General features: G+C 54.7%; 21 protein-coding genes and 1 pseudogene. 17 read left to right on the top strand and 5 right to left on the bottom strand.

The features are described 5' to 3' along the window. Nucleotides 1-77: 77 nt before the first annotated feature. The 12 genes and pseudogenes from ACSZO1_RS13955 to ACSZO1_RS13900 form a co-directional block, all read left to right on the top strand. Nucleotides 78-2,726, top strand: a pseudogene (locus ACSZO1_RS13955) (alpha-2-macroglobulin family protein); the annotation flags it as partial. 34 nt (nt 2,727-2,760) lie between these two features. Continuing rightward, nucleotides 2,761-5,082, top strand: coding sequence for a peptidoglycan glycosyltransferase PbpC (pbpC, locus tag ACSZO1_RS13950; protein ID WP_437613526.1), 2,322 nt, complete (start codon nt 2,761-2,763; stop codon nt 5,080-5,082). Nucleotides 5,083-5,235: 153 nt separating this feature from the next. Continuing rightward, nucleotides 5,236-5,667 carry a nucleoside-diphosphate kinase gene (gene ndk, locus ACSZO1_RS13945; RefSeq protein WP_437613524.1) on the top strand — a complete coding sequence of 144 codons (432 nt, stop codon included), beginning with the start codon at nt 5,236-5,238 and terminating at the stop codon, nt 5,665-5,667. 201 nt (nt 5,668-5,868) lie between these two features. Further along, a complete protein-coding gene (locus ACSZO1_RS13940) occupies nt 5,869-7,035 on the top strand; it encodes a bifunctional tRNA (adenosine(37)-C2)-methyltransferase TrmG/ribosomal RNA large subunit methyltransferase RlmN (protein ID WP_437613522.1) in 1,167 nt (388 codons plus the stop codon). 165 nt (nt 7,036-7,200) lie between these two features. Then, entirely contained in the window at nt 7,201-7,935 is a 735-nt protein-coding gene (gene pilW / locus ACSZO1_RS13935; protein ID WP_437613520.1) for a type IV pilus biogenesis/stability protein PilW, read from the top strand. Beyond that, on the top strand, nt 7,925-8,950 hold the full coding sequence (rodZ, locus tag ACSZO1_RS13930) for a cytoskeleton protein RodZ (RefSeq protein WP_437613518.1): 1,026 nt from the start codon (nt 7,925-7,927) through the stop codon (nt 8,948-8,950). The genes pilW and rodZ overlap by 11 nt, the downstream gene beginning before the upstream one ends. Before the next feature lie 37 nt (nt 8,951-8,987). Next, a complete protein-coding gene (ispG, locus tag ACSZO1_RS13925) occupies nt 8,988-10,109 on the top strand; it encodes a flavodoxin-dependent (E)-4-hydroxy-3-methylbut-2-enyl-diphosphate synthase (RefSeq protein WP_437613517.1) in 1,122 nt (373 codons plus the stop codon). A gap of 149 nt (nt 10,110-10,258) precedes the next feature. Continuing rightward, nucleotides 10,259-11,533 carry a histidine--tRNA ligase gene (gene hisS / locus ACSZO1_RS13920; protein ID WP_437613515.1) on the top strand — a complete coding sequence of 425 codons (1,275 nt, stop codon included), beginning with the start codon at nt 10,259-10,261 and terminating at the stop codon, nt 11,531-11,533. 30 nt (nt 11,534-11,563) lie between these two features. Then, on the top strand, nt 11,564-12,181 hold the full coding sequence (locus ACSZO1_RS13915; RefSeq protein ID WP_437613513.1) for a YfgM family protein: 618 nt from the start codon (nt 11,564-11,566) through the stop codon (nt 12,179-12,181). A 19-nt stretch (nt 12,182-12,200) separates the two neighbouring features. Continuing rightward, nucleotides 12,201-13,382 carry an outer membrane protein assembly factor BamB gene (gene bamB / locus ACSZO1_RS13910; protein ID WP_437613511.1) on the top strand — a complete coding sequence of 394 codons (1,182 nt, stop codon included), beginning with the start codon at nt 12,201-12,203 and terminating at the stop codon, nt 13,380-13,382. A gap of 166 nt (nt 13,383-13,548) precedes the next feature. Continuing rightward, a complete protein-coding gene (der, locus tag ACSZO1_RS13905; protein ID WP_437613509.1) occupies nt 13,549-15,051 on the top strand; it encodes a ribosome biogenesis GTPase Der in 1,503 nt (500 codons plus the stop codon). A gap of 49 nt (nt 15,052-15,100) precedes the next feature. Continuing rightward, a complete protein-coding gene (locus tag ACSZO1_RS13900) occupies nt 15,101-15,322 on the top strand; it encodes a zinc ribbon domain-containing protein (RefSeq protein ID WP_437613507.1) in 222 nt (73 codons plus the stop codon). A 5-nt stretch (nt 15,323-15,327) separates the two neighbouring features. On the opposite strand, the gene ACSZO1_RS13895 is transcribed toward ACSZO1_RS13900, so the two are convergent. Then, the gene (locus ACSZO1_RS13895; protein ID WP_437613505.1) at nt 15,328-16,092 is read right to left on the bottom strand and encodes a DeoR/GlpR family DNA-binding transcription regulator; all 765 of its coding nucleotides are present in this window, start codon (nt 16,090-16,092) and stop codon (nt 15,328-15,330) included. Between the two features lie 105 nt (nt 16,093-16,197). Here ACSZO1_RS13895 and ACSZO1_RS13890 point away from each other — a divergent pair, with 105 nt between their 5' ends. After that, on the top strand, nt 16,198-16,797 hold the full coding sequence (locus ACSZO1_RS13890; protein WP_437613528.1) for an NUDIX domain-containing protein: 600 nt from the start codon (nt 16,198-16,200) through the stop codon (nt 16,795-16,797). Continuing rightward, nucleotides 16,794-17,177 carry an NUDIX hydrolase gene (locus tag ACSZO1_RS13885; protein ID WP_437613503.1) on the top strand — a complete coding sequence of 128 codons (384 nt, stop codon included), beginning with the start codon at nt 16,794-16,796 and terminating at the stop codon, nt 17,175-17,177. Before ACSZO1_RS13890 ends, ACSZO1_RS13885 begins: the two co-directional genes overlap by 4 nt. Nucleotides 17,178-17,184: 7 nt before the next feature. Here ACSZO1_RS13885 and ACSZO1_RS13880 read toward each other — a convergent pair whose 3' ends face one another. The 3 genes from ACSZO1_RS13880 to xseA form a co-directional block, all read right to left on the bottom strand. Further along, a complete protein-coding gene (locus ACSZO1_RS13880) occupies nt 17,185-17,517 on the bottom strand; it encodes a protealysin inhibitor emfourin (protein WP_437613501.1) in 333 nt (110 codons plus the stop codon). Further along, a complete protein-coding gene (locus ACSZO1_RS13875) occupies nt 17,514-18,530 on the bottom strand; it encodes a M4 family metallopeptidase (RefSeq protein WP_437613499.1) in 1,017 nt (338 codons plus the stop codon). The genes ACSZO1_RS13880 and ACSZO1_RS13875 overlap by 4 nt, the downstream gene beginning before the upstream one ends. 66 nt (nt 18,531-18,596) lie before the next feature. Then, nucleotides 18,597-19,961: an exodeoxyribonuclease VII large subunit gene (gene xseA, locus ACSZO1_RS13870; RefSeq protein WP_437613497.1), complete on the bottom strand. Its 1,365-nt coding sequence runs from the start codon at nt 19,959-19,961 to the stop codon at nt 18,597-18,599. A 170-nt stretch (nt 19,962-20,131) separates the two neighbouring features. On the opposite strand from xseA, the gene guaB reads away from it, so the two are divergent. Further along, a complete protein-coding gene (gene guaB, locus ACSZO1_RS13865) occupies nt 20,132-21,598 on the top strand; it encodes an IMP dehydrogenase (protein WP_437613495.1) in 1,467 nt (488 codons plus the stop codon). Between the two features lie 74 nt (nt 21,599-21,672). Continuing rightward, on the top strand, nt 21,673-23,253 hold the full coding sequence (guaA, locus tag ACSZO1_RS13860) for a glutamine-hydrolyzing GMP synthase (protein ID WP_437613493.1): 1,581 nt from the start codon (nt 21,673-21,675) through the stop codon (nt 23,251-23,253). 99 nt (nt 23,254-23,352) lie between these two features. Here the strand turns inward: guaA and ACSZO1_RS13855 are convergent, their stop codons facing one another. Beyond that, entirely contained in the window at nt 23,353-24,102 is a 750-nt protein-coding gene (locus tag ACSZO1_RS13855; protein WP_437613491.1) for an SDR family oxidoreductase, read from the bottom strand. A gap of 284 nt (nt 24,103-24,386) precedes the next feature. On the opposite strand from ACSZO1_RS13855, the gene ACSZO1_RS13850 reads away from it, so the two are divergent. Next, complete coding sequence (locus tag ACSZO1_RS13850) at nt 24,387-25,319, top strand: nucleoside recognition domain-containing protein (RefSeq protein WP_437613490.1); 933 nt, start codon at nt 24,387-24,389, stop codon at nt 25,317-25,319. Nucleotides 25,320-25,635: the final 316 nt, after the last annotated feature.

Raw genomic sequence — 25,635 nt, 5'->3', positions numbered from 1 at the left:
GCAGGATAGCTTATCGGTAGCTAACCGTCCCTCCATCCACATGACCAAGCGTTGCACTTATTATCTGAATTCGCGGTGTACATATCGAAGCGCCAGCGGCAGGAAAAGGCTATCTGCTGCTGGAGTCCAGTAATGGACCACTCTGGTGGCAGGAAATTGATGTGCCAGTGGGGGGCATTAACGTTGATGTGCCAGTGAATGCAGAATGGCGACGCCATGATATCTACCTTAGTGCCCTGGTTCTCCGGCCAGGTGAAAAAGAGAAAGGTGTTACGCCGAAACGTGCCGTAGGGCTGTTACATCTGCCGCTGGCGGATGACGGGCGTAAGCTCAATATCACGCTGGATGCACCTGCAAAAATTCGCCCCAATCAGACTTTGACAGTGAAGGTAAAAGCAGCATACCAGGGCGGTGAGTTACCGAAGAATATTCATCTGTTGTTGTCTGCCGTAGACAGCGGCGTGCTGAATATCACTGACTATAAAACACCCGACCCGTTTGACAGTTTCTTTGGTCGTAAGCGTTACAACGCCGATCAGTACGATGTTTATGGTCAGCTGATTGAAGGGCAGGGACGTCAGGCGACATTACGTTTCGGTGGCGACAGTGATGAAGATGATGCACTGGCGCGTGGCGGTAAAAAGCCAGTGACCCACGTCAATATTGTGGCACAGCAGGCATCACCTGTGGTGCTGAATGACAACGGTGAGGGGCAGGTTGAACTGCAGATCCCTGATTTTAACGGCGAACTGCGGCTGATGGCACAGGCCTGGAGTGACGATAGCTTTGGCAATGGCGAGCAGAAGCTGGTGGTGGCTGCGCCGCTGATCAGTGAACTGGCGACACCACGTTTTATGGCGAATGGTGATCAGGCGCGGCTGGCGCTTGATCTTTCCAACCTTTCCGGACTGCCGCAAACGCTCAGGGTGAAACTGAGCTCGCAGGGATTAGTGCAGCTGAATGGAGCGGACACGCAAACTGTCACGCTAAAAGCAGATGAACGCACCACGATTTTTGTGCCAGTGAGCGCACTGGATGGTTTTGGTGACGGTGAAATCAGTGCCGATATCAGCGGGATCAACCTGCCGGGAGAAACCGTCAATCCCTCACATCACAACTGGAAAATTGGCGTGCGCCCGGCATGGCCAGCGGAAACACGCAATTTCGCCGCTGTTATCCGTAGTGGCGAACCCTGGAACGTCCCTGCCGGGATGCTGAGTGGACTGGCACCCGCGACGTTACAGGCTCAGCTGGCGCTGGGCAGTCGTCCGCCACTCAATCTTGCGCGCTATATCAGTGAACTCTATGCCTATCCCTATGGTTGCCTGGAGCAGACCACCAGCGGCCTCTGGCCGTCACTCTATACCAGCCAGGCGCAGCTGACGGCGCTGGGCATCAAAGGCAGCAGCGATACGGCGCGGCGCGAAGCAATTGAGGTGGGTATTGATCGTCTGGCCGGAATGCAGCGCTATAACGGCGGTTTTGGCCTGTGGAGCAAAGAGAGTCCGGAAGAGTTCTGGCTGACGGCGTATGTGACCGATTTCCTGATTCGGGCCAGTGAACAGGGATACAGCGTTGCGCCCGTGGTTCTGGAGCGGGCGAATCAGCGGTTACTGCGCTACCTGCAGGATGCAAATCAGATCGACGTCTATTACAGCAGTGACGCTGCTGCGGTACGGTTCAGTGTGCAGTCTTATGCCGCACTGGTGCTGGCCCGTCAGCAGAAAGCGCCGCTGGGTATGCTGCGTGCGTTGTATGAGAAAAAAGCCAGCGCGAAAACCGGGCTGTCTAAAGTGCAGCTGGGGATTGCCCTGAAGTTAATGGGTGATGCGCCACGCGCCAGTGAACTGATTAGCGAGGGCGTGAGTTCACCTCGTCCTGCAGAGAATGTCTGGCTGGAGGATTATGGCAGTGAATTACGTGACACGGCGCTGAAGCTTAATTTGCTGATGGAGAATCAGCTGTTGCCGGATCAGCAGGACCGGCTGTTGCCTGAGCTGACACAGCAGCTTAACGGTAAGCGCTGGCTGTCGACGCAGGAAAATAATGCGCTGTTCCTGGTCGGCAAAACGCTGATGTCCTCCGCTGGCGAAAGCTGGCAAGCCACGCTGAATGGTCAGTCATCTCCGCTAAGTGGTCAGGCGACATCGGCCATTCAGTTGCCAGCTGAGCAAATCACTGGCGGCCTGAGTCTGAGCAATACCGGTAGTGGCAATCTGTACGCCCGGCTGGATGTGGTGGGGTATCCGCAGAATACGCCGCAGCCGTTCAGTAACAACCTGAATATCAGTCGCAGCTATCTGGGACTGGACGGCAAAGAGACGTCTCTCGCCGACCTGAAAAGCGGCGAGCTGGTGCTGGTGGCGCTAAAAGTGTCGGCACATGATCGCGTACCGGATGCGTTGGTGGTTGATCTGCTGCCTGCAGGTCTGGAATTAGAAAACCAGAACCTGAGTGACAGCAGCGCCAGCCTCGGCGACAGTGCGGCGGAGGTGCAGGAACTGATGGCGGACATGCAGCAGGCCAGTATCAAACACCTTGAGTTTCGTGATGATCGCTTTGTGGCAGCGGTGGATGTTGATGGCTATCGCCCGGTGACATTACTGTATCTGGCGCGAGCGGTGACACCGGGGAGCTATCTGATACCGCCGCCGCAGGTGGAATCCATGTATGTACCGCAGTGGCGTGCGCTGGGTGCGACACCATTACGGCTCAATGTTCGCTAAGGAATAGCGCCCGCGAATACGGGCGCTGTTGCTGATGAAAAGACGTTTTGTTGACATACGCTGGCTGCTGTTGCCACTGATGCTGATGATTATGCTGTTGCTGGCGGACAGGTTGTTTCCGCTGCCATTACAGCAGGTTCAGCCTGCGCGTGTGGTGGTGGCGGAAGATGGCACGCCACTCTGGCGTTTTGCCGATCGTGATGGCATCTGGCGCTATCCGGTGACGCCTGATGAGGTTTCGCCGTTGTACCTGCAGGCGCTGCTCACCTATGAAGATCGCTGGTTCTGGCAGCATCCAGGGGTAAACCCGCTCGCTATCCTGCGTGCTGCCTGGCAGGATATTACTGGCGGTGGGATCGTTTCCGGCGGCAGTACCCTGACAATGCAGGTCGCGCGACTGATTGATCCACAACCGCGCACGTTGTCAGGCAAGTTGCGTCAGATCTGGCGTGCGTTACAGCTGGAATGGCATCTGTCGAAAACCGAGATTCTGACGCTGTATCTCAATCGTGCGCCTTTTGGCGGCACCATTGAAGGCATTGGTGCCGCCAGCTGGACATGGCTTGGCAAAGCGCCGTCGCAGATGACACGCAGTGAAGCGGCATTGATGGCGGTACTGCCGCAGGCACCGAGCCGTTTACGGCCGGATCGCTGGCCGCAGCGCGCCCGGCTGGCACGCAATAAAGTGCTGCAGCGCATGATTGATTATCAGGTATGGCCGAAGCAGCAGGTTGAGGAGTTGTTTGCGGAGCCGGTATGGCTGGCCCCGCGTCAGATGCCTGAACTGGCACCGCTGTTATCCCGGCGACTGATTACGCTGTCCTCTGAGCAAAAAGTGACGTCGACGATCAACGCGTCACTGCAGCGGCAGCTGGAGGCGCTGGCGCTGGGCTGGAAAAATCAACTGCCACCACGCACGTCGCTGGCGTTGCTGGTGGTTGATCACACGACGATGAAAGTGCGTGGCTATCTCGGTTCTGTTGATTTAAATGACGCCAGCCGTTTTGGTCATGTTGATATGATTAGCAGCGTTCGCTCTCCGGGGTCAATTCTGAAACCTTTTGTTTATGGTCTGGCGATTGACGATGGTGTAATTCATGCAGAGTCGCTGCTGCAGGACGTACCACGCCGTTTTGGTGATTATCGCCCGGGCAACTTTGACAGTGGGTTTCATGGCCCGGTGAGCGCCAGCGAAGCACTGGCGCGGTCGCTGAATTTGCCTGCCGTGCAACTGCTGGATGCTTATGGACCAAAACGTTTTACTGCCGCTTTACGTAATGCGGGTATCAGTCTGCGTTTTCCTGCGACAGCCGAGCCTAATCTTTCGCTGGTACTGGGCGGTACAGGGACGCGTATGGATGAAGTGGCCTCGGCCTACAGTGCGCTGGCACGTCATGGCAATGTCGCCGCACTGCGCTTTATGCCCGAACAGCCACTGGTGCAGCGACCGTTGATGTCCCCGGGGGCGGCCTGGGTTATCCGTCGTATCCTCGCCGGGGAGGCACAGCCACAAGCCGATGGTGAGCGACCGGCAATGGCACCGCTGGCATGGAAAACCGGCACCAGCTATGGCTATCGTGATGCCTGGGCGATAGGTGTTGATGCGCGCTATCTGATTGGTGTCTGGGTTGGACGGCCAGACGGTACACCTGTTGCCGGGCAGTATGGTAATGCCAGCGCGGTGCCGATCTTAAACCAGTTACATCATTTGCTGATGTCATCGCCGGCGCTGCGTGGCAGTGTGTTGCCTGGCGATCCGCGTCCAGCCTCGGTCAGTGTCGCCACGATCTGCTGGCCCGGCGGGCAGCCGTTACCGCCAGGCGACAGTAACTGCCGTCAGCGTCGCCAGAGCTGGATCGTCAATGAGACCATTCCGCCGACGTTACTGGCACAGGGACAGGAAAGTCTCTCCGGTCTTCAGCTGCCCATCTGGCTGGATGACGCAGGTAAGCGTGTCGCGGCAGACTGTCGCGGCGCCCGTGCCGAAACCTTGCTGCTATGGCCACTGCCGCTGGAACCCTGGTTGCCGCACAGTGAACAGCGTGCCAGCCGATTGCCGCCGGTGAATGCACACTGCCCGCCGCTGACGCAGGGAAATGCGGTTCCTCTGATTTTAACCGGCCTGCGTGATGGTCAGATTTTACATCGCTTACCAGGCCAGCAGGCGCTGAGCGTGACGCCAGCAGTGCAGGGAGGCCAGGGATACCAGCGCTGGTGGTTCCTGAATGGCGATCCGCTGGAGAGTGAGCATGACCAGCGTACGCTACGCTTATCGCTGGAAAAACCGGGCGCATACCAGCTTACGGTGCTGGATGAGGCTGGACAGGTTGCCGCTGCGTCTTTTACTGTTGAGTGACTTGTTGCAGGCTCTGAGCAACAGTTGCGAAGGGTTTGTCGCGATGGCGATCATATTTTTTTAAGAAATTGTTGGATCTGCCATAGGCAACGGCGTGCTACACCCCTATAATCGCCGCCCGCCCTTATCTGGAAGTTAATTACCGAGGTTAACATGACTATTGAACGTACCTTTTCCATCATCAAGCCAAACGCGGTGGCAAAAAACGTTGTTGGTGCAATTTATAACCGTTTCGAAAGCGCTGGTTTCAAAATTGTTGGGGCAAAAATGCTGCACCTGACCAAAGAGCAGGCTGAAGGCTTCTACGCGGAGCACAACGGCAAGCCATTCTTTGATGGTCTGGTTGAATTTATGACCTCTGGTCCGGTAGTCGTGAGCGTGCTGGAAGGCGAAAACGCCGTGCAGCGTCACCGTGACCTGATGGGCGCAACCAACCCGGCTAACGCACTGGCAGGTACTCTGCGTGCTGATTACGCAGACAGCTTCACCGAAAACGCGACCCACGGTTCTGACTCTGCAGAGTCTGCAGCGCGCGAGATCGCTTACTTCTTCGGCGAAGGCGAAATCTGCCCACGCACCCGTTAATTGGTGCCTGCGGGATAGCAACAGGTAAGCACTGTTTACAAATTTATTTGTTCCGGACCGCTGTCCGCCTGGCATCCCGCAAAAGATGTTTGTACAATAATGCGCCCCTGATGAGCATGGCTCAGCGGGGGCGTTTCTTTATCATAAACTTATTATCAATCCCCAACGCCATAACGTGTAATAACGAGGCGAGAGAAAATTATGTCTGAACTTATTGTGACGCCGTCGTCCGCATCTCCTGTAGTTGTTGAACCAAAAGCAAAAATCAATCTGCTGGATCTTAATCGTCAGCAAATGCGTGAATTTTTTGCCTCTATTGGCGAGAAACCTTTCCGCGCCGATCAGGTAATGAAGTGGATTTACCACTACTGCAGCGATGATTTCGATCAGATGACGGATATCAACAAGGTGCTGCGCAATAAGCTGAAAGAGCTGACCGAAATTCGTGCGCCGGAAGTGGCAGAAGAAATGCGTTCCGCAGATGGTACCATCAAGTGGGCGATTCGCGTCGGTGGCCAGCTGGTGGAAACTGTCTATATTCCGGAAAATGACCGTGCGACACTCTGCGTTTCCTCTCAGGTGGGTTGTGCGCTGGAGTGTAAATTCTGCTCCACCGCCCAGCAGGGCTTTAACCGCAACCTGCGTGTTTCAGAAATTATTGGTCAGGTATGGCGTGCAGCGAAAATTATCGGCGCAGCGCGCGTAACGGGCCAGCGACCGATCACCAACGTGGTAATGATGGGGATGGGCGAGCCGCTGCTGAACCTGACCAACGTAGTTCCAGCGATGGAAATCATGCTGGATGATTTCGGTTTCGGTCTGTCCAAGCGTCGCGTAACGCTCTCCACTTCAGGCGTGGTGCCTGCGCTGGATAAGCTCGGCGATATGATTGACGTGGCGCTGGCGATCTCGCTGCACGCGTCCAATGATCGGGTGCGTGATGACATTGTGCCGATCAACAAAAAGTACAACATCGCCACATTCCTCGATGCTGTGCGTCGTTACATTGGCAAATCCAACGCCAACCAGGGACGCGTCACTATCGAGTATGTGATGCTGGATCATATCAACGACAGCACCGATGATGCCCATGAGCTGGCGGAACTGCTGAAAGATACGCCGTGCAAAATTAACCTGATCCCATGGAACCCCTTCCCTGGTGCGCCTTATGGCCGCAGCTCCAACAGCCGTATTGACCGTTTCTGCAAGGTGTTGATGGGGTATGGTTTTACCACCATTGTGCGTAAAACCCGTGGTGATGATATTGATGCAGCCTGCGGTCAGTTAGCCGGTGATGTTATCGACCGTACTAAGCGTACCCTGCGTAAAAAAATGGCAGGTGAAGAAATTTCTGTGAAAGCACTCTGAAAGCAGAAAATTTAGCGTGTTATCAGCCAGTTTCCGCTGTGGTGCTGGCTGTGTTTGGAGTACAGTATTCGCAAAATTATTCTGGTTGTCGCCAGGCGGGTACTTCTGCAAACAGCAGTGGTCTGAAAGATAACGGGAATTCATAACATCAGGACGAGGTTATGTATGGGTAAAGGACTACAATGCGTAGTGTTGAGTGTTTTTCTTGTAAGCGGTTGTGTCAACAATCATGTAACAAAGGCCTCAGCACAAACGCGCCTGCAGCTCGGTTTAGAGTATCTCGCCCGCGGCGATATTGCCGCTGCACAGCGTAATCTGGCACGGGCAGAGGGGGTTTTAGCTCAGGATTATCGTCTGCAACTGGCAATGGCGCGCCTTTATCAGATGACAGGCGATAACCATTCTGCTCAGGTGCGCTATGATCGGGCATTAACATTGGCGCCGTTAAATAGTTATGTACTTAACAATTACGGTGCGTTTGTCTGTGGTTTAGGGCAGTATGATGCGGCGCAACAACAGTTTAGTGTGGCGCAAACCCTGAGCCAGCCCGGTGCCAGGGCGGATGCCCAGGAAAACGCCGGATATTGTTTCCTGAACGCAGGTAAATTTGTTCAGGCAAGGCAGTCATTGTCCCAGGCCGTGCAGGCTGACGGGCACAAAGGGATGTCCTTGCTGGCGGAAGCTGAAAAGCGATTGGGTAGAGGAGAGCGTGCTCAGGCGCGACTCCTGTTAGAAGTATATCAGCACAGTCTGCCTGCTTCGGCAGAGAGCCTGTGGTTAGAGATTCGTTTCGCCGCGCTGGAGCAGCGTGCCGCTGATGTAGAACGTTTAGGCACGCAACTGGCGCGAAATTTTCCACAATCGACAGAGCACCAGCATTTTTTAGCTAATGAATACTGAAGCCACTCAAGAAAATTCTGCAGTACTTTCCACAGGCGAACGCCTGCGTGGTGCCCGTGAGAAAATGGGTCTGACTCAACAGAACGTTGCTGAACGTCTCTGTCTCAAGTTGTCTACGGTGCGTGATCTCGAAGACGATAAATCTCCCAGCGATCTCGCCTCGACATTCTTGCGTGGTTATATCCGCTCTTATGCCCGACTGGTGCATGTGCCGGAAGAAGAGCTGTTGCCGATGCTGGCGAAGCAGGCGCCGGTTCGTTCAACCAAAATTGAACCGATGCAGAGTTTCTCGCTGGGCAAACGCCGTAAAAAGCGTGATGGCTGGCTGATGAGTTTTACCTGGCTGGTGCTGTTTGTGGTGGTAGGCCTGACAGGCGCCTGGTGGTGGCAAAACCATAAGGCCGCGCAGGCTGATCTGGTGTCGATGGCCGATCAGAATACCAGCGCTGACGGTGATAATGCTCAGTCGATCCCGCTCGACGGCGCGGCAGCAACTGATCCGGCGGCGGATACCTCCACGGCGGTAGACAACAGCAACGCCGTATCAGGTAATACTGCTCCTGCGAATGATGCTGCGGCAAATACCGCGACCAGTTCCGCTCCGGTGGCAACAGCGCCGGTGCAGAACAACACCGCAGCAGCCACGACCAACGCTAATCCGGTGGTTTCACCGAGCCAGGCACCGATCGATAACCACGCCGTCACCAGCCAGCCAGCAAATAGTCAGCTGCCTGTTGCCAGTGCGGATGTGGCAGCGCCAGCGGTCGATCCTAACGCGGTTATCATGGATTTTAACGCCGACTGCTGGCTGGAAGTGACCGACTCCGCGGGCAAAAAACTGTTCAGCGGTATGCAACGCAGTGGTGGTAAACTCAGTCTTGCTGGCACCGCGCCATATCGTCTGAAAATCGGTGCGCCAGCCGCAGTACAGATTCAGTATCAGGGCCAGCCTGTGGATCTGAGTCGTTTTGTCCGTAGCAACCAGGTTGCTCGCCTGACGTTGGGTGCGCAATAACGCATCTTCTGGCACGAGCGATTGTGGAGTAAAGAATATGCACAATGAAGCACCCATTATCCGTCGCAAATCGAAACGCATTTACGTCGGCAAGGTGCCTGTGGGCGACGGCGCGCCAATCGCCGTGCAGTCCATGACCAACACGCGCACCACTGATGTCGCGGCGACGGTCAATCAAATCAAAGCACTGGAACGCGTTGGCGTGGATATCGTACGCGTTTCGGTGCCGACCATGGATGCCGCTGAAGCATTCAAACTGATCAAACAACAAGTTAACGTCCCGCTGGTGGCCGATATCCATTTCGACTACCGCATTGCGCTGAAAGTCGCCGAATATGGCGTTGATTGTCTGCGTATTAACCCGGGTAATATTGGTAACAACGAGCGTATTCGCCAGGTGGTGGATTGCGCGCGCGACCACAATATTCCGATCCGTATCGGCGTTAACGCCGGTTCGCTGGAAAAAGATCTGCAGGAAAAATATGGCGAGCCAACGCCGCAGGCGTTGCTGGAATCAGCAATGCGCCATGTTGATCACCTCGATCGCCTCAATTTTGACCAGTTCAAAGTTAGCGTTAAAGCGTCTGATGTGTTCCTGGCGGTGGAGTCTTACCGTCTGCTGGCAAAACAGATCGAGCAGCCGTTGCACCTCGGTATTACCGAAGCGGGCGGCGCGCGTGCCGGTGCGGTAAAATCCGCGATTGGCCTCGGCTTACTGCTGGCGGAAGGCATCGGTGATACCCTGCGTATCTCGCTGGCGGCCGATCCGGTAGAAGAAGTGAAAGTCGGCTTTGATATTCTGAAATCCCTGCGTATCCGCTCGCGTGGCATTAACTTTATTGCCTGTCCAACCTGTTCCCGCCAGGAATTTGATGTGATTGGCACCGTTAACGCGCTGGAGCAGCGGCTGGAAGACATCATTACGCCGATGGACGTGTCGATTATCGGCTGTGTGGTGAACGGCCCGGGCGAGGCGCTGGTGTCGACGCTGGGCGTGACCGGCAGTAACAAAAAGAGCGGCTTCTACGAAGATGGCGTGCGTCTGCGCGAGCGTCTGGACAACGACGATATGATCGATCAGCTGGAAGCGCGTATTCGCGCCAAAGCCTCGATGCTCGATGAGAGTCGTCGTATCGACGTCCAGCAGGTGGAAAAGTAGTCGTTAATCGTCAGCGCAGCGTTAAAGATTAAAGCTGGGATATGTAGAACCTGTTCGGCGGCCCCCTCATGGGGTAAGATGCCGGTCAGGTTCTTTTTTGTATTTAAGCTGCTGAATTTATGTTCAGTGGTTCATGGTGAGAGATAATAGTGGCAAAGAATATTCAAGCTATTCGTGGCATGAACGATTATCTGCCTGCTGACACAGTGGTCTGGCAGCGTATTGAGGGCATCCTGAAACAGGTGCTGGCCGGTTATGGTTACAGCGAAATTCGTTTGCCGATTGTAGAGCAGACCCCGTTATTCAAACGCGCTATCGGTGAAGTCACCGACGTGGTGGAAAAAGAGATGTATACCTTCGAGGATCGCAATGGTGAAAGCCTGACGCTGCGTCCTGAAGGCACCGCGGGTTGCGTTCGCGCCGGTATCGAACATGGTCTGCTGTACAATCAGGAACAGCGTATGTGGTACATCGGGCCGATGTTCCGCTACGAGCGTCCGCAGAAAGGACGTTATCGCCAGTTCCATCAGCTGGGTGCAGAAGTGTTTGGTCTGCAGGGGCCGGATATCGATGCCGAGCTGATCCTGCTGACCGCACGCTGGTGGAAAGCGCTGGGTATTGCTGATCACGTGACGCTGGAGCTGAACTCCATTGGTTCACTTGACGCGCGCGCCAGCTACCGTGAGGCGCTGGTCGCCTTCCTCGAGCAGCATAAAGAGGTGCTGGACGAAGACTGCAAACGTCGCATGTACACTAACCCGTTACGTGTCCTGGACAGCAAAAACCCGGACGTGCAGACGCTGCTGAATGATGCGCCACAGCTGGGCGATTACCTGGATGACGAGTCACGCGAGCATTTTGCCGGTCTGTGCGCCATCCTGGATGATGCCGGAATTAAGTACCGCGTTAACCAGCGTCTGGTGCGCGGCCTTGATTACTATAACCGCACGGTATTTGAGTGGGTCACCACCAGCCTGGGTGCACAGGGTACGGTATGTGCCGGTGGCCGTTATGATGGTCTGGTCGAGCAACTGGGTGGCCGTGCCACGCCAGCCGTGGGTTTCGCCATGGGACTGGAGCGTTTAGTGCTGCTGGTTCAGGCAGTTAATCCGGAATTTGAACCGACGCGCATTGTTGATGTCTATGTTATCGCTTCGGGTCAGGGCGTGCAGTCCGCCGCGATGATTGTGGCGGAAAAACTGCGTGACGCGCTGCCGGAGCTGAAGCTGATGACGAACTACGGCGGTGTCAACTTTAAGAAACAGTTTGCCCGCGCTGACAAGTGGGGCGCGCGTGTCGCCCTGGTCGTGGGTGAAGATGAAGTGAAAGCGGGTCAGGTGGTGATCAAAGATCTGCGCACCGGTGAGCAGCAAACACTGGCGCAGGGCGATGCGCCTGCCGCGCTGTCAGCGCTGTTGAAGTAACAGCGGACACAAGTTAAGGAGAAGGATTGCGTGGAAGTCTATAGCAACGAGAACGAGCAGGTTGATGCACTCCGTCGTTTCTTTGCCAGTAACGGCAAAGCGCTGGTGGTTGGCGTCGTTTTAGGCGTGGGTGCGCTGGCAGGCTGGCGTTTCTGGAGCAACCATCAGGATGGCAGCGCCAGAGAGACTTCTGCCGCTTATCAGCAGGTGACCAGCGCGCTGGATGCCAGCAAGCCGAATACGCTGGACGCGGTGAGTCAGTTTGCCAGCCAAAACAGCAATACCTATGGCGCACTGGCGGCGCTGGATCTGGCGAAACAGTATGTGGAGCAGAACCAGCTGGATAAAGCCGCTGCACAGCTGCAAACCGGTCTTAAAGCGACTCAGGATGCCAATCTGCTGGCGGTACTGAATCTGCGTCTGGCGCGTGTCCAGCTGCAGCAGAAACAGGCCGATGAAGCGATTAAAACTCTCGACGCTGTGAAAGGCGAAGGCTGGACTGCCATTGTCGCCGATATCCGTGGCGAAGCGCTGCTGAGCAAAGGCGACGCGCAGGGTGCACGTGAAGCGTGGAGTAAGGGGATTGCCTCCGAAGCGTCTCCTGCGCTGAAAGAAATGATGCAGATGAAGATGAATAACTTAGGTTAAGCCATTCAAGAGAGAGCGCATGGAATTACGTAAATACCTGCTGCCCGTGCTGATTTCAGCAACGTTACTCAGCGGTTGCTCGCTGTTCAGCGGCGAAGAAGATGTAGTAAAAATGGCCCCGTTGCCACAGGTGCAGAACCAGTTTGAACCGACAAAAGTATGGAGTACGTCGGTCGGTGATGGCATTGGCGACTTCTATTCTAATCTGCACCCGGCCTGGCAGGATGGTACTGTGTTCGCGGCGGACCGCTACGGTATCGTAAAAGCGCTGGATGCTGCGGATGGTAAAGAGAAGTGGAAAGTGGACCTGGCAGAAAAAACCGGTTTCTTCTCCAGTAACCGTCCGGCACTGCTGTCGGGTGGCATCACCGCCAGTGGTGAACATATTTATATCGGCAGTGAACGTGCGCAGGTGTTTGCCCTGAACAGCGCAGACGGCACGATTGCCTGGCAGACCAAAGTGGCTGGCGAAGCGGTATCACGTCCGGTCGTCAGTGACGGTTTAGTGCTGATCCACACCAGCAACGGTATGCTGCAGGGCCTGGATCAGGCCAGCGGCGCGATCAAATGGTCAGTGAATCTCGATATGCCAGCGCTGTCGCTGCGTGGTGAATCCGCGCCGACAACGGCGTTTGGTGCCGCGATTGTCGGTGGCGACAATGGCCGTGTCAGTGCGGTGATCCTGAATCAGGGTCAGCTGATCTGGCAGCAACGTATTTCTCAGCCAAGCGGTGCGACGGAAATCGATCGCCTGAGCGACGTGGATACCACGCCGGTAGTGGTGAATGGCGTGGTGTACGCGCTGGCCTACAATGGCAACCTGACCGCGCTGGATCTGCGTTCTGGCCAGGTGATGTGGAAACGTGAAATTGGTTCCGTGCGTGATCTGATCGTCGATGGTGGCCGCATTTATCTGGTGGATCAGGATGATCGCGTGATTGCCCTGAGCACCGAAGGTGGCGTATCGATCTGGCGTCAGAGCGATCTGCTGCACCGCAACCTGACCTCACCTGTGCTGTATAACGGCTATATCGTGGTCGGTGACAGCGAAGGCTATCTGCACTGGATTAACACCCAGGATGGCCGTTTCGTTGCTCAGCATAAAGTGGACAGCTCCGGTCTGCTGACTGAGCCGGTTGTCGCCAGCGACAAGCTGCTGATCCAGGCGAAAGACGGCGAGGTTTACGCGTTTACGCGTTAATAATTGTCGCGTAAAGCGGTTGTCAGACGGCTCCTGATTTATCAGGGGCCGTTTCGTTTTTTAACGGGCGTGGTATCCTTAGCGCCTTCACCCTGACCATGAACGGTATAACGGTTTATAATCATCCATCAGGTCAGGCGTTTAATTTGAGTTATGAGGCTTTATTATGGTACCTGTGGTCGCGCTGGTTGGGCGTCCCAATGTGGGCAAATCCACCCTGTTTAACCGTTTAACGCGTACTCGTGATGCGCTGGTGGCGGATTTCCCCGGTCTGACTCGCGATCGCAAGTACGGCCGTGCCGAAGTAGAAGGGCGCGAATTTATTGTTATCGATACCGGCGGTATTGATGGCGATGAAGAGGGCGTGGAAACCCGTATGGCGCAGCAGTCGCTGATGGCGATTGAAGAAGCCGATGTGGTGCTGTTTATGGTTGATGCGCGCGCGGGTCTGATGCCTGCTGATATCGCCATCGCCAAACATCTGCGTTCCCGTCAGAAAGCCACTTTCCTGGTGGCGAACAAAACGGACGGTATTGATGCCGATTCCGCTGTCGGTGATTTCTTCTCTCTTGGTTTAGGCGATATCTACCCGATTGCCGCTTCTCATGGTCGCGGTGTGCTCAGCTTGCTGGAGACGGCGCTGCTGCCGTGGATGGAACAGGTTGAACCGACGAAAGAGCTGACGGAAGAAGAAGAGAACGAAGCGTACTGGGCGGCGCTGGCGGCAGAAGAACGCGGCGAAGACCCTGATGCAGAACAAGAGGAAGAAGAGGACGATTTCGAGCCCCGCACATTGCCGATCAAGCTGGCGATTGTGGGACGTCCTAACGTCGGTAAGTCAACACTGACTAACCGTATTCTCGGCGAAGAACGTGTAGTGGTGTATGACATGCCAGGCACCACGCGTGACAGTATCTATATCCCGATGGAGCGTGACGAGCGCGAATATATCCTGATTGATACTGCCGGGGTACGTAAGCGCGGTAAAATCACTGATACGGTCGAGAAATTCTCCGTCATCAAAACCCTGCAGGCGATTGAAGACGCCAACGTGGTGATGCTGGTGATCGATGCCCGTGAAGGTATCTCCGATCAGGATCTGTCGCTGCTCGGCTTTATCCTCAATAGTGGGCGCTCACTGGTGATTGTGGTCAACAAGTGGGATGGCCTGTCGCAGGAAGTGAAAGATGAAGTGAAAGAGACGCTGGATTTCCGTCTTGGCTTTATCGATTTCGCCCGCGTGCACTTTATTTCTGCGCTGCATGGCAGCGGTGTGGGTAACCTGTTTGAGTCAGTGACTGAAGCCTATGACTGCTCAACGCGCCGTGTAAACACCTCGATGCTGACGCGTATTATGAATATGGCAGCAGATGACCATCAGCCACCACTGGTGCGCGGCCGTCGTGTGAAGCTGAAATATGCCCATGCTGGTGGTTATAACCCGCCGATTGTGGTGATCCACGGTAACCAGGTCAAAGATCTGCCGGATTCCTACAAGCGTTATCTGATGAACTATTTCCGTCGTTCACTTGAAGTGATGGGCACGCCGATTCGCATTCAGTTCAAAGAGGGTGAGAACCCATTTGCGGGCAAACGTAACCTGCTGACGCCAAACCAGCAGCGCAAACGTAAGCGTCTGATGGCGCACCTGAAAAAGAATAAGCGTTAATCTGCAACGAGGGCCATCTGGCCCTCGTTTGTTTTCTTCAGGAGATAAGATGAGCCAGCACTGTCCTGCCTGTCAGCAACCCCTTAGCGCCACTGACAGCGGTTTTCATTGTCCATCATGCGCGCGTGATTATGACGCTGAGGCGCGCTGTCCTGACTGCCAGCAACCGTTACAGGTTCTGAAAGCCTGTGGCGCGGTCGACTATTTCTGCCAGCACGGTCACGGCCTCATCTCGAAAAAACGTGTGCAGTTTGCGCCGCTCTCTCCGTAGCTGAATCATTTACTGGTTGCACGGACCACGCTAATCCCTTTTTGCGCGAACTGGCTGAGCAGCTCAGGACTGGCTTCCTGCTCAACCACAATGGCGTTTGCCACCGTGATCTCACCAATCGTATATTGTGATGCGGCATTCAGCTTATCGCTGGAGGCAAGCACCACCACTTCCGCAGCCCGCGCCGCCAGTGCTCGCTTGATATAAGCCTCTTCCAGATCGCCGGTACTGAGACCCGCAGTCAGATGGACACCCGTTACACCCATAAAATAGATATCGGCATTGATATGGGAAATTGCCTCAACGGCGGCGGCGCCGACGGAGACGATCGAGTGTTTATAAAGCCGCCCGCCAATAATGATCACCTCAATCAGCGGATGATCCACCAGTCCCATCGCGACGCTGGGGCTGTGGGTGACCACGGTGGCGGCGAGGCTTTTGGGGATACATTTCACCAGCTCTGCTGACATGGTACCGCCATCAATGATCACCACCTGCCCTGACGCAATCATCTCTGCTGCCGCTTTTGCGATTGCACGTTTCGGCGCGATCTCGATCTGGCTTCTTTCCGAAAACGTCACCACTGCAGTTGAAGCTGGCAGAGCACCGCCATGTACCCGCTGCAGTAAACCTTCGCTGGCCATTTCACGCAAATCGCGGCGGATGGTGTCTTCAGAAACTTCAAAGAAATCACTGAGTTGTTTTGCCAGCACCTGACCTTCACTGGCCAGCTTCTCCATAATGATTTTCTTACGCTGCGAAGTGAGCATGACGTTCTTTTACCTCTTTCTGTGCGGCAAGTTGTTCTGCACGAATATCCTTGACTATGCACGAATTTGCACGATATTGTCAATTCTCTTAAGCAGGAGATGATTATGACAGCAACGAAAGACAGAGTGCGCGTTATTGATTCCATCATATTGTCAGACGACTGGTATGTATTAAAAAAGACCACGTTTGATTTTTTACGTCGCGATAGCGTATGGCAACGGCAGAGTCGTGAAACCTACGATCGCGGTGACGGAGCGACAATCCTGTTAATTAATAAAACCACGCAATGTGTATTGCTGACGCGCCAGTTCCGTTTTCCGGTATTTGTTAATGGTCATGATGGCATGCTTATTGAGGCGGCGGCAGGATTACTGGATAACCAGTCACCGGAAGAGCGGATTAAAGCTGAGGCCGAAGAAGAGACCGGGTATCGGGTTCAGCAGGTCAGAAAACTTTTCCACGCGTATATGAGCCCTGGCTCTGTCACCGAAAAAATACATTTTTTCCTCGGTGAATATCAGGCAGAGAACCGTGTGAGTACGGGGGGCGGAATTGCCGAAGAGGGTGAAGATGTCGAGGTGGTCGAAATGGCTTTTTCTGCGGTGCTGAAAGCCATTGATGAAGGCATTATCGTCGATGCCAAAACCATTATGCTGCTGCAATATGTCGCGATACATCAGTTGATGACGGAGACAACCGTATGAATGCAAGAAAGATTCTTATTGCCGGTCCTTATCGTGGTGGTACGGGCGGCGATCCGCGGCTGATTGCTAAAAACCTGCAACGGCTTGAAGAGATGGCATTGCAGGTTTATCAGCGTGGACACCTGCCGCTTATTGGTGAGTGGGTCGCTTTACCGCTGGCAAAGGCGGCGGGATCACAACCGCTGGGTGATGAAATTAGTGACGCGTATATGTATCCTGTGGCGCATCGCTTAATTGAGCACTGTGATGCGATATTGCGTATTCCCGGGGAATCCACTGGCGCAGATAATGACGTCAGAGTGGCGCAGCAACATGGCATCGCGGTTTATTATCATCTCGATGAGATCGAGAATATTCACGCCGCCAGACCGCAGCCATAGCAGCGTATTATTCCCCGTCCCGCCAGAGCCTCTCCAGCTCTGGCGGCGCGGCGTTCTCGGAGATTAGCATAATAATATCGCCACTTTCCTGACGCGTAACGTAGCTGATTTGAATGCGGTAATAGCGCTGGTCGCCACGTCCGGCAGGGCAGGCAGGCCCCGGCGGTTCGCCCTGTGCCAGCGCCTTGCGCAGAATATTGCAGACATGTTCGCGCTGCGGATCAGCTAACTGCGCCAGCGCGATACGGCGCAATCCCGCCAGTTTGGGAATAAATGCCAGCCCGCCTTCGCGCGCCAGCTCAATGACGGCATCGTCACTTAATTCCGGTAACGGGTTCATGATAAAACGCCCACCTGCTGCCAGGCTTTCTCAATCGCTTTGCTGACTGTCTGATCAAAACGCTGCTGTGCATGGCGCACCGTAAACTGCGCGAAGGTAGCGAAATCGGCATCCTGCGGCAGCGTTTTATCACACAAAGCATCGTACCAGGCATGACCAGCGCGCTCCCAGGCGTGGCCGCCGAGTGCTTTCGCTGCAAGGTAAAACGCACGATTGGGAATGCCCGAATTGATATGCACGCCACCATTATCTTCGCGGGTTTCGACGTATTCCCGCATATGGGCGGGTTGCGGGTCTTTACCCAGCATCGGATCGTTGTAAGCACTACCGGGCTCGGACATGGAACGCAGGCCAGTGCCACTGATGCCTGCTGCGAGTAAACCTTCACCGATAATCCAGTCGGCCTGGTCGGCGCTCTGTTGCAGATGGAACTGTTTCACCATCGCACCGAAAACATCAGATAGGGACTCATTCAGTGCTCCTGCCTGCTGGAAATAAATCAGTCCCGCTTCGCTCTCGGTCACGCCGTGCGCCAGCTCGTGGGCCACCACATCGATGGCGATGGTGAAACGGTTAAAAATTTCGCCATCACCGTCACCAAATACCATCTGCTGGCCGTTCCAGAAGGCATTCTGATATTCCTTGCCGTAATGCACCGTACCGAGCAGGCTGAGGCCCTGATTGTCCAGAGAGTTACGCTGAAACACCTGCCAGAAAAACGCATACGTCACACCAAGGTACTCCCAGGCTTCTGTCGCCGCGATGTCATGAGTCGCAGGGCCATCTTCGCTGCGCACCAGCATGCCGGGCAGACTCTGCTTGTGTTGCGCATCATAGATTTCGCGGTCAACGTGTCCGGCGCGGGCTTTCTGCGGCGCGACTGACTTTTGCCAGTTTTCCGCCATCAGTGTTTGTACATGGCTCAGGGTATGGCGGGCGAAGTTCTGCTGCTGTTCGGAACCGTGGTCGATAATATTACGCAGGATATACGGCGGGATAACGGCATTAGACATGGCTTACTCCCTTGCGAAAGATAAGTGTCCATAAAGTATAATGCCTGTCGCACAGGGCGAACGGTTTTATTTCGCCCGCGATTTTTTTAATGCAGTAATTTCAGTCACCTGACTTTGCACCCAGCCGTCATCAAGGCGGGTTTTCAGAACATCCCCAGGCTGGAGCTGACGGGTTTTCTTCACCACCTTGCCATCAGCAGCGGTGGTGACGCTAAAACCACGTGCCAGCGTCGCCAGCGGGCTGACGCCTTCCAGCCGTGCCGCCAGCTCACCAAACTGCTGTTTATCGCGGCTGAGCTGGTTCTGCAGGCTTTGCTGCAGGCGATACTGCCACTGCTGCAGGGTTTGCTGCGCACGGTGAATGCGTCCCTGCGGCTGCTGTGCCGCCAGACGCTGTTCTGCGCGTTCCTGCTGACGCGATGCCTGGCGCAGACGCAGCTGGATAGCATCATCCAGCCGGCGTTGCAGCTTAAACAGTGAGGTTTGCTGACGGGCCAGCCGCAGCTGCGGATGCTGCTGTTGCAGACGATGATGCAGCCGGGTAAAAAGACGTTGCTGCTGCGCCAGATAGTAATCCATGGCCATTTCCAGCCGCTGCTGCTGCGACTGCAACTGACGCAGGCGTTCAATCTGATTGCGGCTGACCAGCTCTGCTGCTGCCGATGGCGTTGGCGCACGCAGGTCAGCAACAAAATCGGCGATGGTGACATCAACCTCGTGACCCACTGCACTCACCACCGGAATCCGGCTGGCAAAAATGGCGCGTGCCACGCGTTCGTCGTTAAAACTCCATAAATCTTCCAGCGAGCCACCGCCACGGCCGACAATCAGCACATCACACTCATTGCGCAGGTTCGCCAGTTCAATGGCGCGTACAATGCGCTCAGGCGCTTCAACGCCCTGTACCGGCGTCGGGTAGACGACTACGGGTAGCGAAGGATCGCGACGATGCAAAATTCGCAGTACGTCATGCAGTGCGGCGCCAGTGGCGGAGGTGATCACCCCAACCTGGCGTGCCGGGTCGGGCAGCGGTTTTTTATATTGCTGATCGAATAACCCTTCTGCTGCCAGCTGTTGTTTCAGCTGCTCAAATTGCTGCTGCAACAGGCCATCTCCGGCAGGCTGCATGCTTTCGGCAATCAGCTGGTAGTCACCGCGTGGCTCGTACAAAGTGATGGTGGCGCGCACCAGCACCTGCTGACCATTTTGTGGCCGGAAGGTGACACGGCGGTTGCTGTTGCGAAACATCGCGCAGCGTACCTGGGCGCTGGCATCTTTCAGCGTGAAGTACCAGTGACCGGAAGAGGGCTGGGAAAAATTCGAGATCTCCGCACTGAGCCAGACCTGGCCCATCTCCATCTCCAGCAACTGACGCACTGTGGTGTTGAGGCGGCTGACAGTAAAAATATTTGCAGATGGCGGTAGCGACATGTGACCAAGATCAAATATTAAATCAGAGGGTTAATTAGTCGATACTACATGGCTGATACAGGGGATCAAGTATTTTTCTTAAAAAATGCTGGAGGCAATCGATTACGGCCTGTATAATGCCGCGGCAATATTTTATCTGTTCTCATTCACCCCCAGGTTGAGATATTGCCATGCTAAGAATCGCGAAAGAAGCACTCACATTTGACGACGTATTACTCGTTCCAGCCCACTCCACTGTTCTGCCAAACACTGCAGATCTCAGTACTCAGCTGACAAAATCCATCCGTCTGAACATTCCAATGCTGTCCGCTGCTATGGACACCGTCACCGAAGCGGGCCTGGCGATTGCGCTGGCTCAGGAAGGCGGTCTGGGCTTTATTCACAAGAATATGTCCATCGAGCGCCAGGCGGAAGAAGTTCGCAAGGTGAAAAAACATGAGAGCGGCGTGGTCACCGATCCACAGACTGTGCTGCCAACCACCTCTCTGCGCGAAGTGCGCGAACTGACCGAACGTAACGGCTTTGCCGGTTATCCGGTGGTGAATGGCGAAAACGAACTGGTGGGTATCATTACCGGCCGTGACGTGCGCTTTGTCACTGATCTGAACCAGCCTGTTTCTGCGGTAATGACGCCGAAAGAGCGCCTGGTTACCGTGAAAGAAGGTGAAGCACGCGAAGTGGTTCTGCAGAAAATGCACGAAAAGCGTGTCGAAAAAGCGCTGGTTGTGGATGACAGTTTCCACCTGCTGGGCATGATCACCGTTAAAGATTTCCAGAAAGCTGAGCGTAAACCTAACGCCTGTAAAGATGAGCATGGCCGTCTGCGTGTTGGCGCGGCAGTGGGTGCTGGCGCGGGCAACGAAGAGCGTGTTGATGCGCTGGTAGCGGCAGGTGTTGACGTACTGCTGATTGACTCCTCACACGGCCACTCTGAAGGCGTGCTGCAGCGTATCCGCGAAACCCGGGCGAAATATCCTGAACTGCAAATCGTGGGCGGCAACGTTGCGACTGGCGCTGGTGCACTGGCACTGGTGGAAGCCGGTGTGAGCGCAGTGAAAGTGGGTATCGGCCCAGGTTCTATCTGTACTACCCGTATCGTCACCGGTGTGGGTGTGCCGCAGATCACGGCAGTGGCAGATGCAGTTGCCGCACTGGAAGGCACTGGTATTCCGGTTATCGCTGACGGCGGTATCCGTTTCTCCGGTGATATCGCGAAAGCGATTGCTGCAGGTGCATCCTGCGTGATGGTCGGTTCTATGCTGGCAGGTACTGAAGAGTCTCCAGGTGAAATCGAACTCTATCAGGGCCGCTCATTCAAATCTTACCGTGGTATGGGTTCCCTGGGCGCGATGTCCAAAGGCTCTTCTGACCGCTACTTCCAGACCGATAACGCCGCTGACAAACTGGTGCCGGAAGGTATCGAAGGTCGCGTTGCCTATAAAGGCCGTCTGAAAGAGATCGTGCATCAGCAAATGGGTGGCCTGCGCTCCTGTATGGGCCTGACCGGTTGTGGTACTATTGAAGCCCTGCGCACCAAAGCGGAATTTGTTCGCATCAGCGGAGCCGGTATCTCTGAAAGTCACGTGCATGATGTGACCATCACCAAAGAGTCGCCAAACTACCGTATGGGCTCATAAGCGCCTTAGATTCACCGCCCGGCATCCGCCGGGCGATTTTATTATCAGTTAACCATCGCCCTGGAATAGCCTCAATGACGACGGAAAATATCCATAAACATCGCATTCTGATCCTCGATTTCGGTTCTCAATATACTCAGCTGGTGGCACGTCGTGTGCGTGAACTGGGTGTGTACTGTGAACTCTGGGCGTGGGACGTGACCGAAGCGCAAATTCGCGAATTTAACCCAAGCGGGATCATCCTCTCCGGTGGCCCGGAAAGCACCACCGAGCAGAACAGCCCGCGTGCGCCGGAATATGTGTTCAATGCAGGTGTGCCGGTACTGGGCGTGTGCTACGGCATGCAGACCATGGCAATGCAGCTGGGCGGCAAGGTGGAAAGCTCCACTGAGCGTGAATTCGGTTATGCACAGGTGGAAGTGAAGACTGCCAGCGCGCTGATCCGCGATATCGAAGATGCCATCAGCGATGCCGGTAAACCACTGCTGGACGTATGGATGAGCCACGGCGATAAAGTGACCGCTATCCCGGCTGATTTCGTCACCGTCGCCAGCACCGAAACCTGTCCGTTCGCCATTATGGCCAACGAAGAGAAGCGTTTCTACGGCGTGCAGTTCCACCCGGAAGTGACACACACCCGTCAGGGTCTGCGTATGCTGGAGCGTTTTGTGCTCGACATCTGTCAGTGTGAAGTCCTGTGGACGCCAGCGAAAATTATCGAAGATGCTGTTGAGCGTCTGCGTGTGCAGGTTGGCGAAGATAAAGTCATTCTCGGCCTGTCCGGTGGTGTTGACTCGTCTGTTACCGCGATGCTGCTGCACCGCGCGATTGGCGACCGCCTGACCTGTGTGTTTGTTGATAACGGTCTGCTGCGTCTGAACGAAGCACAGCAGGTGATGGAGATGTTTGGCGACCATTTCGGCCTGAACATTGTCCACGTTGAAGCGGAAGCGCGTTTCCTCGACGCCCTGGCGGGTATCGACGAGCCGGAAGCTAAGCGTAAGACCATTGGCCGCGTGTTTGTTGAAGTGTTCGATGAAGAAGCACTGAAACTGACTGACGTGAAATGGCTGGCGCAGGGCACCATCTATCCTGATGTGATCGAGTCCGCGGCCTCTGCGACCGGTAAAGCGCATGTGATCAAATCACACCACAACGTCGGTGGCCTGCCGAAAGAGATGAAGATGGGCCTGGTTGAGCCGCTGAAAGAGCTGTTCAAAGACGAAGTGCGTAAGATTGGTCTGGAGCTGGGTCTGCCACACAGTATGTTGTTCCGTCATCCGTTCCCAGGCCCAGGCCTTGGCGTGCGTGTGCTGGGCGAAGTGAAGAAAGAGTATTGCGACCTGCTGCGTCGTGCCGATGCTATCTTCATTGAAGAGCTGCATAAAGCGGATCTCTACAACAAAGTCAGCCAGGCGTTTACCGTGTTCCTGCCGGTACGCTCTGTCGGCGTGATGGGCGATGGCCGTAAGTATGACTGGGTTGTGTCACTGCGTGCGGTGGAAACCATCGACTTTATGACCGCGCACTGGGCGCACCTGCCATATGATTTCCTGGGCCGTGTGTCTAACCGTATTATCAATGAAATCAACGGCATTTCCCGTGTGGTTTATGATATCTCCGGTAAGCCGCCAGCGACGATTGAGTGGGAATAACCTGAAGGTTACCTGCCAGCAATAGTAAAAAAGCCTCTGTGAATACAGAGGCTTTTTTTATGACGAAGACTGACGATTTTCCACTCAAACAGGCAAAACCTACTTCCCGCCCGCCATATCAATAAAGCTGCCCGTCACATACGAGGCTTCTTCTGACAGCAGCCACGCGATGGCCTGTGCCACTTCCTCTGGCTGGCCGCCACGCCTCATCGGTAAGCTCTCTTTCACCCGATCCACCCGTGCAGGCTCACCACCATCAGCATGCATTTCGGTGTAAATAAACCCTGGCCGTACGGCATTGACCCGAATCCCCTGAGGGGCAACTTCCACCGCGAGACCGATGGTTAATGTGTCGACTGCCCCTTTAGATGCCGCGTAATCAACATATTCAAAAGGTGCACCGAGCCGCGAAGCGGCCGAAGAGACATTGACGATAGCGCCACCCTTCCCGCCGTGGCGGAAGGCCATACGCTTTACCGCTTCCCGCGCACAAATAAAGCTGCCATTCACATTAGTGGCAAAAATAGTATTCAGACGCTCAGCGTCGATTTGCTCAATGGAGGCCTGAGGCAGCAGCGTGCCGGCATTGTTGACTAAGCCAGAAAGACATCCCAGCTCTTTATCCACAATATTAAATAATTCAACTACCTGCTCTTCCTGGGCAATATCGGCCTGCACGGCAATCGCAGTGCCGCCAGCATGGCGAATCATATCGACCACCTCAAGCGCACAATCCTGACGGCGATGCCAGGTTACGCAGATCTTGTGCCCTTTACTGGCCAGATAAAGCGCGGTGGCGCGGCCGATGCCGCGCGAACCACCTGTAATCAATGTAATGCTATTACTCATGTTGCAGGCCCAGCCTTATTTTATTGTGTTGATCTGATTATCAATATCAGGTGAGTGACACAGGATGCTTAACCGTACCATGCTCAGCAGCATAAAATCTGTCCTCTTTTTTCACCCTGACATTATGGCCTGCAGGCAGGGGACTGATCACATTCAGATACGATAAATGAAGTGCCGAATGGACAACAAAAACAATGTCATATAGCAAATATCGCACAGAAGGGAGTATCGTAGCGGACTGACTGCTGTAGTGTGCGCATGTTCGTCCTGTACCGGAGCCTTTAATGGACATTGTTGGCATTATCATGTCGGCAGGGAAATCCTCTGTCGACGTTGCGCTGTATACCCTGCTTCCCGTAATGGTCGTGATGCTGATCATCATGAAGTATCTGGAGCAGAAGGGGGTGCTGGATATTATTGTGCGGGTGATGTCCCCGGTATTCCGCCCGTTTGGTATCACAGGGCTGGCGATTTTCGCCCTTATCCAGCTTAATTTTGTCAGCTTTGCCGCACCGCTGGCGGCGCTGGCGATGATGGAAAAACGCGGTACGTCTGATCGCCATCTGGCGGCGACGCTGGCGATGATGTTCGCTATGGGGCAGGGGAACGTGTTTTATCCTTTAGTCCCTTTTGGCTTGCATTGGGGCGAGGCGATACTGATTTCGATTATCGGTGGTCTTGCGGCAGCAGCATTAACTTACCATCTGCTCGCCCGAAAACTGCCAGCGGCCAGTGTTGAGCGGGAGCATGAAGAGGCGCCGGAAAGCAAAACGCCTGCCGGGCTGATTGCGATTATTAACGGTGCCGGTTCTGATGCGATAAGGCTGGCACTGGGTTCTGTGCCGATGCTGCTGCTTTCTCTGACCGTCGTGGGGATACTGAAAGCCGCAGGGGCGATCGAAGGGCTGACCTCGCTTCTTGCGCCGTTGCTGGCATATTTCAGCATCTCGGAGATGTATGTCCTGCCTGCGCTGACCAAGTGTCTGGCAGGGGGCACAGCCTATTTTGGCGTGATGTCGGATCTGATGCAAAAAGGGCTGATCACTCCCCAGCAGCTTAATGCTTCCGCGGGGTTCTTGATCCAGACCCTCGATCTTCCAGGGATTGGTATTTTCCTCGGTATAGCCAGTCGTTTTGTCCGGCTGTTCCGCTACGCACTGCCCGGCGCGCTGCTTGGCATTCTGCTGCGTACGATTATTCATGCGGTGATTTACTGATGTTATGCCTTCCGTACAGGGAGGCAATTATCACGTTACTATGACATTTTATTCAGGCTCAATGGCGGCCTGATTTGTTGTCTGCGGAAAAATACAACGTCTTTAACATGACTCCCGGTGTAATACGTGCGTTATTGATAGCTGCGATGATACGCAATTCTCATTTCAATCTGTCGAAAATATAACATCGCCAGCTTTTTATTTGGTAAGGCTTTTTATTTCCAGGTTTTCTCCGGGTTATTCGCGAATTCAGATAATAAGTGCAACGCTTGGTCATGTGGATGGAGGGACGGTTAGCTACCGATAAGCTATCCTG

The organism is Erwinia sp. V71, from assembly GCF_965644245.1.
Lineage (GTDB): Bacteria > Pseudomonadota > Gammaproteobacteria > Enterobacterales > Enterobacteriaceae > Erwinia.
Note: the sequence above shows the minus strand (reverse complement) of the source record. Positions and strands in the feature narration are given on the sequence as shown.

Bases quoted from the DNA above. Each gene is read 5' to 3' on its own strand.
- pbpC (WP_437613526.1), top strand. From the start codon at position 2,761: ATGAAAAGACGTTTTGTTGACATACGCTGGCTGCTGTTGCCACTGATG.
- ndk (WP_437613524.1), top strand. From the start codon at position 5,236: ATGACTATTGAACGTACCTTTTCCATCATCAAGCCAAACGCGGTGGCA.
- ACSZO1_RS13940 (WP_437613522.1), top strand. From the start codon at position 5,869: ATGTCTGAACTTATTGTGACGCCGTCGTCCGCATCTCCTGTAGTTGTT.
- pilW (WP_437613520.1), top strand. From the start codon at position 7,201: ATGGGTAAAGGACTACAATGCGTAGTGTTGAGTGTTTTTCTTGTAAGC.
- rodZ (WP_437613518.1), top strand. From the start codon at position 7,925: ATGAATACTGAAGCCACTCAAGAAAATTCTGCAGTACTTTCCACAGGC.
- ispG (WP_437613517.1), top strand. From the start codon at position 8,988: ATGCACAATGAAGCACCCATTATCCGTCGCAAATCGAAACGCATTTAC.
- bamB (WP_437613511.1), top strand. From the start codon at position 12,201: ATGGAATTACGTAAATACCTGCTGCCCGTGCTGATTTCAGCAACGTTA.
- der (WP_437613509.1), top strand. From the start codon at position 13,549: ATGGTACCTGTGGTCGCGCTGGTTGGGCGTCCCAATGTGGGCAAATCC.
- ACSZO1_RS13900 (WP_437613507.1), top strand. From the start codon at position 15,101: ATGAGCCAGCACTGTCCTGCCTGTCAGCAACCCCTTAGCGCCACTGAC.
- ACSZO1_RS13895 (WP_437613505.1), bottom strand. From the start codon at position 16,092: ATGCTCACTTCGCAGCGTAAGAAAATCATTATGGAGAAGCTGGCCAGT.
- ACSZO1_RS13890 (WP_437613528.1), top strand. From the start codon at position 16,198: ATGACAGCAACGAAAGACAGAGTGCGCGTTATTGATTCCATCATATTG.
- ACSZO1_RS13885 (WP_437613503.1), top strand. From the start codon at position 16,794: ATGAATGCAAGAAAGATTCTTATTGCCGGTCCTTATCGTGGTGGTACG.
- ACSZO1_RS13880 (WP_437613501.1), bottom strand. From the start codon at position 17,517: ATGAACCCGTTACCGGAATTAAGTGACGATGCCGTCATTGAGCTGGCG.
- ACSZO1_RS13875 (WP_437613499.1), bottom strand. From the start codon at position 18,530: ATGTCTAATGCCGTTATCCCGCCGTATATCCTGCGTAATATTATCGAC.
- xseA (WP_437613497.1), bottom strand. From the start codon at position 19,961: ATGTCGCTACCGCCATCTGCAAATATTTTTACTGTCAGCCGCCTCAAC.
- guaB (WP_437613495.1), top strand. From the start codon at position 20,132: ATGCTAAGAATCGCGAAAGAAGCACTCACATTTGACGACGTATTACTC.
- guaA (WP_437613493.1), top strand. From the start codon at position 21,673: ATGACGACGGAAAATATCCATAAACATCGCATTCTGATCCTCGATTTC.
- ACSZO1_RS13855 (WP_437613491.1), bottom strand. From the start codon at position 24,102: ATGAGTAATAGCATTACATTGATTACAGGTGGTTCGCGCGGCATCGGC.
- ACSZO1_RS13850 (WP_437613490.1), top strand. From the start codon at position 24,387: ATGGACATTGTTGGCATTATCATGTCGGCAGGGAAATCCTCTGTCGAC.